Below are 13,749 nucleotides of genomic sequence, written 5' to 3'. Positions count from 1 at the left end.
GCTCAGGCCCGCCGAGCGCTGTCATACAGATCAGTGCGGCGATCCGCATGAACATGGTTCAACGCACTGATGCGTTTATGGCGGGCTTGCTTCAAGTCAAGGGTGGCCAGAATCATTGCTGGTCCGTTTGACGGTGTTTCCATTGGCCCGGCCAATGGATAACCGTCGGCATCCACGATCACCGATCCGCCCACCCAGTCCACATTACGTTCTGTGCCCGTACGGTCGCAGGCCGCGATAAACATCCGGTTGACAGCTGCGTTGGCCTGAACCCTGACCACTTCGCAAGGCCGCTCTGAGACGGGGCGCGGGCTGGCTGGCCAGTTGACGGGCGCACAAAGCAGTTCGGCTCCCGCCAACGCTGGCAAGCGAACCCACTCCGGAAACTCCAGATCAAAACAGATCATCATGCCTATCAGCCCAAAACGGGTCTCTACCACGGGAGGCGGCTCATTACCTGGCGTGAAGATGTGTTTTTCCTGGTCCCACAGGTGCGCTTTGCGATAGATCGCCTGTACGCCGCTTACGTCAATGAGTGCCGCGCTGTTACTCACCCGGGTGCTATCCAATCGCTCGCAAAAACCGGCCACGATGACAATGTCCAGCGCCCTGGCAGCCTCGCACCAGGCCGATACCGTCGCGCCGGTGGCTGTTTCTGCAAGGTTCAGCGCGTGTGCGTGATCGGTGAATACATAGCCGCTTTGCATCAACTCTGGCAAGACGATGACCTGTGCCCCTTGGCGGGCTGCGTTGTGTATGGCCTGCAAGGAAATTTCACAATTATGTGCAACATCACCCACTCTAGGTGCCAATTGACAGCATGCGACCACGGTGTGTGGGGTCATTTCATTTGCTCCTCAAGCAGGCAGTCGCTGTGGTCGATAAAGGGTGTTTCCAGTGTTGAGTCCAGCGTGCGGGTCATGCTCCAGTAGACCGTGCTGGCGACCAGTAAGCCGATGAAAAAAGCCACGTCAGCCCCACCCAGCGCCTGAACAGCAGGCCCTTGGTAAAAGTCGAGTGACATGAAGGGAACCATTGCGATCAGTGCCGTGCAGTAGGCCACCAGGCCGGCTTTATTCCACAGGCCGTAGATACCCGACGGATTGAATATTTCACTGATGGCGTATCGACCTTTGCGCACACCATAAAAATCGACCAAGTTAACGGCTGTCCAGGGCACGAGCAAATACAGCATCAGCAATACGAAGGTGTTGAAGCTACTGAGGTAACTCGACGGAATCGACAGGGTTATCAGAAACACGGCAGTAGAAATGATCAGAATGCCCGCGACGCGCACTTTGAGGCTCGGCCTGACCTTGCGAAATCCGTCGATGGCACTGAGGCTGGTGAGCATGGCGCCATAACAGTTGATGGCCATAATGCCGATCAGTGACGGTACTGCTATCAGGATCGTAAAGGTGCCAAGGCCGGGGTAGAAGTGGTTGCCGACTTCGCGCACGCTGCCAATGGCATCCGGGAACGGCAGGGCAGAGGCGAGAAATGCACCCAGCGACATCAGCCATAGTGCAGAGCCTGCGGCACCCAGATAGGTCCAGAACACCACCTTGCCCGTCGGGGTGTCATGGGGCAGATAGCGCGAGTAATCGGACACATACACGGCATAACTGATTTGGTAACCGGCTGCGGCAGAGAGCTGGATCAGAAATGCGCTCCATGAAAAATGGGCGTTTGCCAAAGCTGCATCCATTTGCAATGTCATCAATGCACTGACAGTCAGCACCCCGAACACTGAAATCATCACGTATGTCAGCCAGCGTTGCACGGTGTGCAAAAGATCATGCCCGATGATCGCCAGCAGCACGGCGACGAGAATCAGTAACAGATACCAAGGGGCGCGCACGCCGGGCAGTACGGTATTGATGGCATCGGTGGCAAGGATAACGTTGAACACATTGAAGCCAATGTAAACAAACACAACCGCTGCGAAGGGGACGATAGCGCCACGCAGACCGAATTGCGCTCGCGACTGGATCATTTGTGGCAGGCCCATGCGTGGCCCCTGATTGGCATGCAAGGCCATGAAAAAGGTCCCGAAACCGACACCCAATACAATGGCCAGTATTGAATAAAGTGCGCCCATGCCCAACGCAGGTCCGGTGAAGCCGGTGACCATAGTGGTCAACACGAAATTGCCTGTGAACCAGAATGGCGCTTGATGCCACACCTTGCCGTGGCGCTCGCTGCGCGGCACATAATCAATGGAGCGAACTTCAATTTTTGGGCGCGCAGGGGCAGTCGGGTTGTCAAGGCTCATTGGGCATCCTCATCTTTTGTTATAGGTCTTTTTGCGGCTCGCACACAGCCGCTGTCGTCGACGTTGCGTGATGTCGGGGCAGTGTTATTCATGGGTCTAAATATGAGAATAAGACATGACAAATAATTACTTTATGGATTTCTAAACTTTGACGTTTGCCTGTCTATGGTGACGGATTGCCGCTGGTCGATATGTAGGGGTTTTCTACTTGTCGCGTGGGTTAATTTGGACTGGACTTGTTTCAGGTGGCTGTTTTGGCTGCTCGCATAGTGTTTATGCCAAAGGAATGTCATGGAATGTATGGAGTGCAGTCATGCCGTCGATCCCTTCGCGTTCGCTTAAATCCCCGCATCTGGCCAATAAAAATGTCACGGCTTTGATTCCGGATTTCCCATTTCACTACGGTCAATATCTCGATGATGCGCAGGCTCAAGCCAGGCCTTTATGCCAGATTGATCCGCTGTTGCACGGCACAAAAACGGTCCTGGTTGTAGGGGCTGGCGTGTGTGGGATGGTCGCAGCCTATGAATTAATGAAAATGGGCCTGCATCCGGTTGTTGTCGAGGCCACTGACAGAATTGGCGGGCGTTTGTATTCAGTGCTGCAAGGTGATCCTGCAAATCCGGACAAGCAGGTGATCTGTGAACTGGGGGCCATGCGCTTTCCTGCATCCGGAAAGGCCCTGTTTCATTATTTCAAAAAAGTTGGAATGAACCTCAATTCGGCGCCTTTTCCAAATCCCGGTTCTGATGCAGCCGTCAGTACTGTGGTTGATTTCAAGGGCACAACCAACTACTACGAAAATCAGAGTGAGGCCTTTCCCAAACCCGCTGAATACGTGCAGCTTGAAACTGAGTTTTTTGAAAATTTTGTGGGAGGAGAACCTTTTAACTTCGAAAAAATTGAAGCCGCCATGACGGAAGGGACTATTGATCAGGCCCTTATAAAACAGTTGTGGAATGGCCTGCTTAAATTAGCGGATGGCAGAAGTTGGGATGATGTAAGTTTTTATGCTGCTTTGTTACAAGAGTCTGGGTGGAGCAAACAGGATATTGATTTGTTTGGACAAATCGGTTTCGGTACAGGCGGCTGGAATACCAATTATCCCAATAGCATTCTTGAATTGTTGCGGGTGCTTTACACCGGGCTGGATGCTGATCACGCGTTAATGTATGACGGCTCTTCAACCCTGCCGCAAAAACTGTGGTCAAGCACCGCGCGTGACCTTGGGGATGCGTGCGTTGAATGGGCGAACGACAAAAGCGTTGAATCGCTAAGCAAAGCCGTATTGCCAACCCCCTTCAACCAAGAGGTTCGGGATATAAAGCGTGAGGCTGATGGCGGTTTTTCGGTATTGATTCAAGACAACTCAACTGACGGGCAAGCGGACTGGCACCCCTTTGATTTTGTCGTCTATACACCTCATGTGCGGATACTGGACAAGATGCGCTACGCCAATACCCCGCAGAGTCTGAATCCAGAGCTGGCCTTGCTTCCTGCTGAAACCTGGGAAGCGATCATGAACACCCATTACATGCAGTCCGCAAAAATTTTTGCAGCCACGACCTCAGCGTTCTGGAACTAAACACCCCCCGAGGGAAGCCCGCGCAAGATGAGTGTCACGCTGTCAGACCGTTTGACACGTGGCACTTACCTTGTGGATTACGGCGATAGCCGCGGCAAGCATAGGGGCAGTGGCATCTATTTGTCCTACACGTGGAATGATGACGCGTTGAAGTTTCTCGGCGACAGGGCATCGTTGTCGCACGCTCAATTGTGTACCACGTTGCTTGAGAATATTTACCCTGACATCAAGCTGGGTGAGCATTTCAGCACGAGCAATGCCTTTATCGAATACAACTGGGAAGACCAGCCTTTCCATTTGGGTGCTTTCAAGATGAACCTGCCGGGTCACTATGAATACCAGCGGCGCATTTTTTCCCAGTTTATGACGGGCGTTGCGCAGGGCAATCCTGATGGGTTTGTGTTGGCTGGCGATGATGTTTCATGGACGGGTGGCTGGGCCGAGGGAGCGGTGAGCAGTGCCATCAACGCGGTTAACAAAATCGCGGTATGTCTGGGCGGCGGGAGTTATGCGCAAGCCCCAGGTCCTGTTGAATCGTGGGAGGCGTTAAAACCCATTGATTTGAACAACTGATGTTAGCGGGGCGTCACAGTGATTGCTGGCTTTAATAGGAAGCATTACTATTCGCGCCCCGCCTTCATAGCCCAGAGCAATGACGCATAAACCGCCCCGTCGAACGGGCTTTTTTGACCATTACGAAGAGTTGATTGGCACCTGGACCCGCCGCCTGCGCAATCGCCAGCAGGCGCAGGACCTGGCCCATGACACCTTCGTGCGCGTGCTCGAATCCGACTCGGATGCAGTCGAGCAGCCGCGTGCCTATTTACACCAGACCGCCCGCAATATCGCGGTCGATGGTTTTCGCCGTGAAGAGCTACGCGACGCCAAGGAGCAGGCAGCCGTTCCCCCAAGTTCGTCCGAAACGGGCGACCCGGAGCAGTACATGCGCGCTATCCAGTTGGCTGAGTCGGTTGAACGGGCATTGCAGGAGCTGCCACTCAATTGCCGCAAGGTTTTCGTCTGGCAGAAGATTGAAGGCTTGACCCAGGCCGAGATTGCCGAGCGCCTGGGGTTGAGCAAGAACATGGTGGAAAAGTATATGATCCGCACCCTGCGCCATCTGCGTGAACGCGTGGAGGCTCCGTGAAGAGGTCAGGTTGCCAGACACGCTTGAACGGTTTACCGCCAGCACCCGTAAGGATTCCATGATGGATACCCGTGACCGTAGCTGTGACAGCGCAAGCGTGCGTGACGCCGCCGCCACCTGGTTTGCGCGTGCTCAAGGGCAGGCCATGAGTGCCGCGCAGCAGCTGGAATTGGCCGCATGGCGGGCGCAGCACCCCAGCCATGAAGCGGAATACCAATGGCTGCTGACCCTATGGTCGGCCACCGACGTATTGCCCAAGGCGCGCTTGCAGGCGTTATGTGAGCCGCCCGCAGCGCCGCTCAAACGTCGTTCGGTGTTGCGTTACGGGCTGGCGGCCAGCCTGGTTGCCATCGCCGCAGGCGCCGGGGTATGGGGCTATCAGCACACATCGGCGGGGTATCAAGCCCAATTCGCGACCGCCCTTGGCGAGCGGCGCAGCGTGACGTTGCCTGATGGCACACACCTTGAGCTCAATAGCCGCAGCCGCTTGCGCGTCAACTTTGAACGTGGCCAGCGCCATGTTGAGCTGGAGCAGGGGGAGGCCATGTTCAGTGTGGCCCACGACAGCGATCGACCTTTTGTCGTGCAGGCCGGGCCGGGGCAAGTAACGGTCACCGGGACGCGCTTTGATGTACGCCTTGAGGGTGATCAAACCCAAGTGGTCGTCGAGTCGGGCCATGTGCAGGTGCAAGGGGCTGACGCCAACACGCAGGTCAATTTGACGGCGGGTATGGGCACCTACGTCACGGCGCAAGGGCAAGTGGCAGCGGCGTATGCGGTGAATGCCCAGGCGCTGACCGCCTGGCGCAAAGGGCAGTTGGTGTTTGACGATGCCACCCTGCAAGAAGTGGCGGCCCAGGTATCGCGCTATCGCCAGAAGCCGTTACGTGTGAGCAACCCGGCGCTGGCGCAATTGCGCCTGTCGAGTGTGTTCAAAGTGGATGACACCGATGCGCTGCTCAGCGCCTTGCCCAAAATTCTGCCGGTGGTTATCCAGACCCACGCCGATGGCAGTCAGGAAATAATTGCGCGATAGATTCAGGTTTTTTTCGAGTTCTTCGTCTTCTTGAACAACTGAGACTGGTTTGCATTAACAGTCGCACTCAAGATGCGATCAATAGGGCAAGACTCGACGTGAAAAACAATAATTCCCGTGGACGATTTTCTTCGTTCAACTCAGCTCTGAGTACTCCACTTTCCTCCCCCCGAGCGCTGTGGCTGCCCTTGGCGCTGGCCCTGGCGGTCAGTGCAGCGGTGCCTGCCGCGTTTGCCAATGAGTCTGCGTCGAGCGCCATTCACATTCAGGCCCAACCGTTGGGCGCAGCCTTGAGCCAGTTGGCACAACAGACCGCCTTGCAAGTGTTTTTCAGCCCACAGCTGGTGGCTGGCAAACACGCACCGGCGGTCAACGGCAACCTGTCACCTGAACAGGCACTGAGCGAGTTGCTGCAAGGCAGTGGCCTGAGTTACGAGTTGAGCGGCGATGCGGTGACGCTGCGCGAAGCGCCTGTGAGCAGCGCATCAGTAGGCAGCGGCACACTGGAACTGGCACCGCTGGACGTAAAGGTGGTGGGTAACTGGCTGGGCGATGCTAACGAATCGGTGGTGCAAAACCATCCGGGTGCGCGCACCGTGGTACGCCGCGAAGCGATGGTCGAGCAGGGCGCAATGAATGTGCGCGATGTGCTCAAAGGCATTCCCGGCGTGCAGGTGCAAGATTCCAACGGCACCGGTGGCAGCGATATTTCCTTGAACGTGGGGGTGCGCGGCCTCACCTCGCGCTTGTCGCCGCGCTCCACGGTATTGATTGACGGCATTCCGGCAGCGTTCGCGCCCTACGGTCAGCCGCAGTTGTCGATGGCACCGATCTCGGCGGGCAATCTGGACAGCATTGATGTGGTGCGCGGCGCCGGTTCGGTGCGTTACGGGCCGCAGAACGTGGGTGGTGTGATCAACTTTGTGACTCGCGCCATTCCCGAGACGTTCCAGGGTGAAGTCGGCACCACGCTTGAAACCTCCGAGCGCGGCGGTTGGAAGCACATGGAAACGGCCTTTTTGGGCGGCACGGCAGACAACGGCATCGGTGCCGCGCTGTTGTACTCTGGCGTCAAGGGCGATGGTTACCGCGCGCGCAACAATGACAACGATATTGACGACGTGTTGCTCAAAACCCACTGGGCCCCGACCGATCAAGACGATTTCAGTCTCAATTTTCACTATTACGATGCGACCGCTGACATGCCCGGCGGTCTGACGCGCAAGCAGTTTGATGCCGACCCGTATCAGTCAGTGCGCGACTATGACGGTTTCAGCGGACGGCGCAAGGACGTGTCCTTCAAGTACCTGCGCCAGATTGACGATCAGACCCAGTTTGAAGTGCTGACCTATTACACCGACAGTTTTCGTGGCAGCAACATTGCCTCGCGCAACCTTGAAACGCTGGCCTCGTATCCGCGCAACTATCACACCTACGGCATCGAACCGCGGCTGTCCCATGTGTTTACGCTGGGGCCGGTTACGCAGGAAGTCGGAGTCGGTTATCGCTACCTCAAAGAAGCCATGCACGAGCAGGCCAGCCAACTTCAGTTGGTCAACAATGTGCCCGTGGTGGGGCCAAAAGGCGACGGACATGTGTATCAGGACCGTACCGGTGGCACGGAGGCTAACTCGTTCTACATCGACGACAAAATTGATGTAGGCAACTGGACCGTGACCCCCGGCATTCGCTTTGAGCGCATCAGTACGCAATGGCACGACCGCCCGGTGCTGGACGCCAAAGGCAAGCCGGTGCAGGAAAAGAACCGCAGCATCGACAGCAACGAAGCGTTACCGGCGTTGAGCGTGATGTACCACCTCTCGGACGCCTGGAAGCTCTTTGCCAACTACGAAACCTCGTTTGGCAGCTTGCAGTATTTCCAGTTGGGGCAGGGCGGCACCGGCGATCAGACCGCCGCCGGTTTGCGACCTGAAAAAGCCAAGACCTATGAGTTGGGCACGCGCTATGACAATGGCGTGTGGGGCGGTGAAGTCACGTTGTTCTACATCGACTTTTCCGATGAACTGCAATACATCAGCAACGACATCGGCTGGACCAACCTGGGCGCGACCAAACACCAAGGGCTGGAAACCTCGATTCACTATGATTTGGCGAGCCTGGACCCGCGCCTTGACGGCTTGACGGCCAATGCAGGTTTTACCTACACCAAGGCCACTTCTGAAGGCGACATTTTGAACTTCAAAGGCCGTGACTTGCCGTTGTATTCGCGCCAGGTGGTCAACCTGGGGCTGCGTTACGCGGTCAATCGCTGGACCTACAACGTGGACATGTTTGCCCAGTCCAAACAGCGCGCACCGGGAACGGGCGGGGTGTACATCACTGAGCCGACCGCAGATGGCCAGTACGGCGACATTCATGGTTATGCAACGTGGACCACGCGCGTGGGCTATGACTTCGGGCCAGAAGCGTCAAACCTGAAAGTCGGAGCGGGGATCAAAAACCTGTTCAATCAGGAGTACTTCACCCGTTCCAGCGACAACAACTCAGGGCTGTATCTGGGTGAACCGCGTACGTTCTTCGTGCAGGCCAGCGTCGGGTTTTAACCCGCCGAGTGCCTGGCAGCGCAGGCGCTGACGAACCGTGCGCAGCAGCGATCGTCAGCGCCTAAGGGGGATGTGCAGTTAAACCCGCAAAATGCGTCCGCTGATGGCCACGGCCACCAGCAGGGCGGTGATCAACAGGAACGCGGCACTCAAGCTGCTGGCATGCGCGATAAAGCCGATAGCGGCCGGGCCTGCCAGAATGCCTGCATAACCCAGGGTAGTGATGGCCGGCACGGCAATGTGCTCGGGCATCACGGTTTGCTTGCCCACGGCGGAGTACAGCACCGGCACAATGTTTGAGCATCCCACCCCGACCAGTGCATAACCGAGCAGCGCCACTTCCCAGCCCGGTGCCAGCGTGGCCAGTCCCATCCCCAGCGCGGCGAATAACCCGCCCATCACAATCACGCGTGTCGGCCCCAGGCGCTTGACCACCGTGTCACCGAACAAGCGTCCGGCAGTCATGGTCAAGGCAAACGCCGCGTAGCCAAGCCCGGCATAGGCATCGCCCATGCTTTTTTCAGTGGTTAAAAACACCGCGCTCCAGTCGAGCATCGCGCCTTCGGCCAAAAACACGATAAAGCACAGTGCACCGATAAACAGCACCACGCCGTGGGGAATGGCAAAGGCCGGGCCGCTGCTTTCACTGCCATAAGGCAGCAGGTGCGGGGCGGCTTTGGCCAGCGCGCCGAGGATGAGCACAATCACCACTGCAATCGCCCACAGTGGCGACAAACCCAGCGCGAGCAAAGCACTGACCCCCGCAGCACCGGCAATCCCGCCGACACTGAACAGGCCATGAAAGCCCGACATCATGTTGCGCCCACTGGCGCGCTCGACGATCACGGCTTGCAGGTTGACGGTGGAATCGACCACCCCCAGCCCGGCACCAAAAATAAACAGTGTGGCAATCAATAAGGGAATACTGCTGGCGGTGGCCAGCAGCGGCAAGGCCAGACAAATCAGCAGCGTGCCGCCAATGGTGACGTTGCGACAGCCAAACCGCGTGGCCAGCAGGCCCGCGATCGGCATCGCCAGAATCGAGCCTGCGCCCAGGCACAACAGCAACAGCCCAAGCGTGGCCTCATCCAGCCCGGCACGGGCTTTGGCATAAGGCACCAACGGTGCCCAGGCGGCCAGACCGAACCCGGCAATAAAGAAGGCAATGCGGGTCGATACCTGTTCGAGCCGGCCCGGCACAAAGGGCTTTTGGGTGTTGGCGGCAGTCATGGGCTTCCTTGTCGTTCGAGGGTGCTGTACGCGGTGATGTTCGAAGAGAATGCCTCTCTGTAGTCGCTGCCGCAGGCTGCGATGGACAGTATCGCAGCCTGCGACAGCGACTACAGATCAAGGGTTAAACCTGTAACAAGCGCTCGCGCAGTTTGCCAATTTCGTCGCGCATCTGTGCCGCCGCTTCGAACTCCAGATCGCGGGCCAGTGCGTACATTTTTTCTTCCAGCTGGCGAATGCGTTTGCTGATTTCGCTCGGTGAACGCAGTTCGTTTTCGTACTTGGCGTTTTCTTCGGCGGCCTTGGCCATGCCTTTGCGCTTCTTGCTGCGCGAACCCGGCACGGTGGCGCCTTCCATGATGTCGGCCACGTCCTTGAACACGCCTTTTGGCGTAATGCCATTGGCCAGGTTGAAGGCGATCTGTTTTTCCCGGCGCCGTTCGGTTTCGCCGATGGCGCGTTCCATCGACCCGGTGATGCGGTCAGCGTACAAAATCGCCCGGCCATTGAGGTTACGTGCGGCTCGGCCAATGGTCTGGATCAGTGAGCGTTCGGAGCGCAAGAAGCCTTCCTTGTCAGCGTCAAGAATGGCCACCAGTGACACTTCTGGCATGTCCAGACCTTCGCGCAGCAAGTTGATGCCCACCAGCACGTCAAACACCCCCAGGCGCAAGTCGCGGATGATTTCGACCCGCTCCACGGTGTCGATGTCGGAGTGCAGATAGCGCACGCGCACGCCGTGGTCGGCCAGGTAATCGGTCAGGTCTTCAGACATGCGTTTGGTCAAGGTGGTGACCAATACCCGCTCTCCCAGCGCGACACGTTTACCGATCTCTGACAGCAGGTCGTCGACCTGGGTCAGCGCCGGACGGATTTCGATTTGCGGGTCTACCAGACCGGTGGGGCGCACCACTTGTTCAACCACGCGCCCTGCGTGCTCGGCCTCGTAATTACCGGGGGTGGCGGAGACGAAAATGGTCTGCGGGCTGATACGTTCCCATTCGTCGAAGCGCATGGGCCGGTTATCCAGCGCCGAAGGCAGGCGGAAGCCGTACTCCACCAACGTTTCCTTGCGTGAGCGGTCGCCTTTATACATCGCGCCGACTTGCGGCACGCTGACGTGGGATTCATCAATCACCAGCAGTGCGTCGGCCGGCAGGTAGTCAAACAGGGTCGGTGGTGCGGCACCCGAGTCGCGGCCCGAGAGGTAGCGCGAGTAGTTTTCGATGCCGTTGCAGTAGCCCAGCTCCATGATCATTTCCAGATCGAAGCGGGTGCGCTGCTCCAGTCGTTGGGCTTCAACCAGTTTGTTGTTGGCGCGCAGGTAATCGAGGCGCTCCTTGAGTTCCACCTTGATGCCTTCAACCGCATCGAGCAGGGTTTCGCGCGGTGTGACGTAGTGGCTCTTGGGGTAGAAGGTGAAGCGTGGCATTTTGCGAATCACTTCGCCGGTCAGCGGGTCGAACGCACTGATGCTTTCGACTTCATCGTCGAACAGTTCGATGCGCACGGCTTCGAGGTCGGACTCGGCCGGGTAAATGTCGATCACATCGCCGCGTACACGGAAGGTGGCACGGGCAAAATCCATGTCGTTGCGGGTGTATTGCAGGTCAGCCAAACGGCGCAGCAATTCGCGCTGGTCGAGTTTGTCGCCGCGATCAATGTGCAACACCATCTTCAAATACGTTTCGGGGCTGCCCAAGCCATAGATGCACGACACCGTGGTGACGATGATCGCGTCTTTGCGCTCCAGCAGCGCTTTGGTCGCCGAAAGTCGCATCTGCTCAATATGGTCGTTGATCGAGGCATCCTTCTCGATGAACGTATCGGAGGAGGGCACATAGGCTTCGGGCTGGTAGTAGTCGTAATAAGAGACGAAGTATTCGACCGCGTTATTGGGGAAAAACGACTTGAACTCGCCATACAGCTGCGCGGCCAGGGTTTTGTTTGGCGCGAGCACCAGTGTTGGACGATTTACGTGCGCGATCACATTGGCAATGCTGAAGGTCTTGCCCGACCCGGTTACCCCGAGCAGGGTCTGGTGCGACAAACCGGCCTCGATGCCTTCGATCAATTGGCGAATGGCTTCGGGTTGGTCGCCTGCCGGCTCAAAGCGGGTAACGAGCTGAAAATCGGACATATCTGACCTCTGGTTGCGCGTCTATAAAGGCATGGACCTCAGAGTCGCGAGAAAGACTGCACACGACGCAAGCCGCAGGCAAAAACAGGATACGGGTAAATATGGTGCTGGTGGCCGACTGTTTCAAGGCGTGCGTCTGACACGGCTATTTGGATCAAGATTGCAATTAGACCAGTGGCCGGTAAATAAACTGAAATACTTGAGCAAATCCGGGAATCGGCTGTTGCCCGAATCGTGATCGCGCTTATACTTGCTCCCCGTTTGTGCACCGCTCTAGTGCAATCGGCTGGAGCGTTGTCACCCCCTCCATTCCTTATTCAGAGCCGCCGTAATAATGAGCCTGTTCTCCGCTGTCGAAATGGCACCCCGCGATCCTATCCTGGGCCTCAACGAAGCATTCAACGCCGATACCCGTACCAGCAAAGTGAATCTGGGGGTCGGTGTTTACTGCAACGAAGAGGGACGAATTCCGCTCCTGCGTGCCGTTATTGAAGCCGAGACGATTCGCGTTGCCCAGCATGCCTCGCGCGGTTATTTGCCCATTGATGGCATTGCGGCTTACGACCAGGCTGTTCAAACGCTGCTGTTTGGCGCCGACTCGCCTTTACTGGCTGCTGGCCGTGTCATCACCACCCAAGCGGTTGGCGGCACTGGCGCACTGAAAATCGGCGCAGACTTCCTCAAGCAACTGCAACCCGGTGCTGTGGTCGCGATCAGCGATCCAAGCTGGGAAAACCATCGCGCCCTGTTTGAAACCGCAGGCTTCCCGGTCCGCAACTATCGTTATTACGATGCCGCGACACACGATGTAAATCGTGCGGGCATGCTTGAAGACCTGAACGCGTTGCCAGCCGGTTCTATCGTTGTGCTGCACGCCTGCTGCCACAACCCGACCGGCGTTGACCTGACCCCGGCCGACTGGCAGAACGTACTGGACGTGGTAAAGGCCAAAGGGCTGATCCCGTTCCTGGACATGGCATATCAGGGCTTTGGCGATGGCATCGCAGAAGACGCCTCGGCCGTGCGCCTGTTTGCCGAATCGGGCTTGAGCTTCTTTGTATCCAGCTCGTTCTCCAAGTCGTTCTCGCTGTACGGCGAACGTGTGGGAGCACTGTCGATCATCACGCAATCGAAAGACGAGAGCGCGCGCGTGCTGTCTCAGGTCAAGCGTGTAATCCGCACCAACTATTCCAACCCGCCCACTCACGGCGCAAGCATTGTGGCCGCTGTGCTCAACAGCCCGCAATTGCGCGCGATGTGGGAACAAGAACTGGCAGAAATGCGCCTGCGTATTCGTGGCATGCGCCTGCAAATGGTCGAGCTGCTGGCCAAAAAAGCCCCTGAGCATGATTTCAGCTTTGTAGCGCGTCAGCGCGGCATGTTCTCGTACTCGGGCCTGAGCGTTGAGCAAGTGACGCGCTTGCGTGCAGAGTTCGGTATTTACGCGCTCGACACCGGCCGAATCTGCGTGGCTTCGTTGAATCAGCGCAACATTGAAGCCGTTACCGATGCGATTGTTCAGGTCATCTGAATAATCCACAGAGAGGTCATCCAAAGTGTTGACTTCTCTTTTTATATCAGTAAGATAGACGCCATTCCGCGATAGCTCAGTTGGTAGAGCAAATGACTGTTAATCATTGGGTCCCTGGTTCGAGTCCAGGTCGTGGAGCCAGATACAAAAAAAAGCCGCTAGCAATAGCGGCTTTTTTTTTGCCCGCGATTTGTCGAGCGGGTGGGGCGCCTCTTCGATTGTCTGTTCTCAAGCCTTGCTG

At 57.1% G+C, this 13,749-nt stretch carries 8 protein-coding genes, 1 tRNA gene and 1 pseudogene; 6 read left to right on the top strand and 4 right to left on the bottom strand.

Annotated elements, in window-relative coordinates; all coding sequences use genetic code 11:
• Positions 1 to 2 precede the first annotated feature (2 nt).
• Together ACP7A4_RS12470 and ACP7A4_RS12465 are read right to left on the bottom strand one after the other, a co-directional pair.
• Positions 3 to 845 carry a nitrilase family protein gene (locus ACP7A4_RS12470; protein ID WP_426247107.1) on the bottom strand — a complete coding sequence of 281 codons (843 nt, stop codon included), beginning with the start codon at positions 843 to 845 and terminating at the stop codon, positions 3 to 5.
• Positions 842 to 2,275: a purine-cytosine permease family protein gene (locus tag ACP7A4_RS12465; protein WP_426247105.1), complete on the bottom strand. Its 1,434-nt coding sequence runs from the start codon at positions 2,273 to 2,275 to the stop codon at positions 842 to 844. Before ACP7A4_RS12465 ends, ACP7A4_RS12470 begins: the two co-directional genes overlap by 4 nt.
• A 286-nt stretch (positions 2,276 to 2,561) precedes the next feature.
• Here ACP7A4_RS12465 and ACP7A4_RS12460 point away from each other — a divergent pair.
• The 4 genes and pseudogenes from ACP7A4_RS12460 to ACP7A4_RS12445 all read left to right on the top strand — a co-directional run bounded on the left by ACP7A4_RS12460 (position 2,562) and on the right by ACP7A4_RS12445 (position 8,607).
• Positions 2,562 to 4,433: pseudogene (locus ACP7A4_RS12460) on the top strand (flavin monoamine oxidase family protein).
• A gap of 79 nt (positions 4,434 to 4,512) precedes the next feature.
• Complete coding sequence (locus ACP7A4_RS12455; protein ID WP_048365701.1) at positions 4,513 to 5,007, top strand: sigma-70 family RNA polymerase sigma factor; 495 nt, start codon at positions 4,513 to 4,515, stop codon at positions 5,005 to 5,007.
• Positions 5,008 to 5,065: 58 nt separating this feature from the next.
• Entirely contained in the window at positions 5,066 to 6,043 is a 978-nt protein-coding gene (locus ACP7A4_RS12450; protein ID WP_426247151.1) for a FecR family protein, read from the top strand.
• 146 nt (positions 6,044 to 6,189) lie between these two features.
• Positions 6,190 to 8,607 carry a TonB-dependent siderophore receptor gene (locus tag ACP7A4_RS12445; RefSeq protein ID WP_426247149.1) on the top strand — a complete coding sequence of 806 codons (2,418 nt, stop codon included), beginning with the start codon at positions 6,190 to 6,192 and terminating at the stop codon, positions 8,605 to 8,607.
• A gap of 78 nt (positions 8,608 to 8,685) precedes the next feature.
• On the opposite strand, the gene ACP7A4_RS12440 is transcribed toward ACP7A4_RS12445, so the two are convergent.
• Positions 8,686 to 9,837 (bottom strand): MFS transporter, encoded by a 1,152-nt coding sequence (locus ACP7A4_RS12440; RefSeq protein ID WP_426247103.1) that lies wholly within the window; start codon positions 9,835 to 9,837, stop codon positions 8,686 to 8,688.
• 124 nt (positions 9,838 to 9,961) lie between these two features.
• Entirely contained in the window at positions 9,962 to 11,977 is a 2,016-nt protein-coding gene (uvrB, locus tag ACP7A4_RS12435; RefSeq protein WP_059762848.1) for an excinuclease ABC subunit UvrB, read from the bottom strand.
• Between the two features lie 334 nt (positions 11,978 to 12,311).
• On the opposite strand from uvrB, the gene ACP7A4_RS12430 reads away from it, so the two are divergent.
• Positions 12,312 to 13,508: an amino acid aminotransferase gene (locus ACP7A4_RS12430; RefSeq protein ID WP_059762847.1), complete on the top strand. Its 1,197-nt coding sequence runs from the start codon at positions 12,312 to 12,314 to the stop codon at positions 13,506 to 13,508.
• 65 nt (positions 13,509 to 13,573) lie between these two features.
• A tRNA-Asn gene (locus ACP7A4_RS12425) sits at positions 13,574 to 13,649 on the top strand.
• Positions 13,650 to 13,749 lie beyond the last annotated feature (100 nt).

The sequence above is a fragment of the Pseudomonas sp. TWR3-1-1 genome (genome assembly GCF_049896545.1).
Taxonomy (GTDB): Bacteria; Pseudomonadota; Gammaproteobacteria; order Pseudomonadales; family Pseudomonadaceae; genus Aquipseudomonas; species Aquipseudomonas weihenstephanensis.
The sequence above is the reverse complement of the archived record's forward strand: the minus strand, read 5'-3'. Positions and strand labels throughout refer to the sequence as shown.

Excerpts from the sequence above, each read along its gene's own strand:
- ACP7A4_RS12470 (WP_426247107.1), bottom strand. The coding sequence starts at position 845 with ATGACCCCACACACCGTGGTCGCATGCTGTCAATTGGCACCTAGAGTG.
- ACP7A4_RS12465 (WP_426247105.1), bottom strand. The coding sequence starts at position 2,275 with ATGAGCCTTGACAACCCGACTGCCCCTGCGCGCCCAAAAATTGAAGTT.
- ACP7A4_RS12455 (WP_048365701.1), top strand. The coding sequence starts at position 4,513 with ATGACGCATAAACCGCCCCGTCGAACGGGCTTTTTTGACCATTACGAA.
- ACP7A4_RS12450 (WP_426247151.1), top strand. The coding sequence starts at position 5,066 with ATGATGGATACCCGTGACCGTAGCTGTGACAGCGCAAGCGTGCGTGAC.
- ACP7A4_RS12440 (WP_426247103.1), bottom strand. The coding sequence starts at position 9,837 with ATGACTGCCGCCAACACCCAAAAGCCCTTTGTGCCGGGCCGGCTCGAA.
- uvrB (WP_059762848.1), bottom strand. The coding sequence starts at position 11,977 with ATGTCCGATTTTCAGCTCGTTACCCGCTTTGAGCCGGCAGGCGACCAA.
- ACP7A4_RS12430 (WP_059762847.1), top strand. The coding sequence starts at position 12,312 with ATGAGCCTGTTCTCCGCTGTCGAAATGGCACCCCGCGATCCTATCCTG.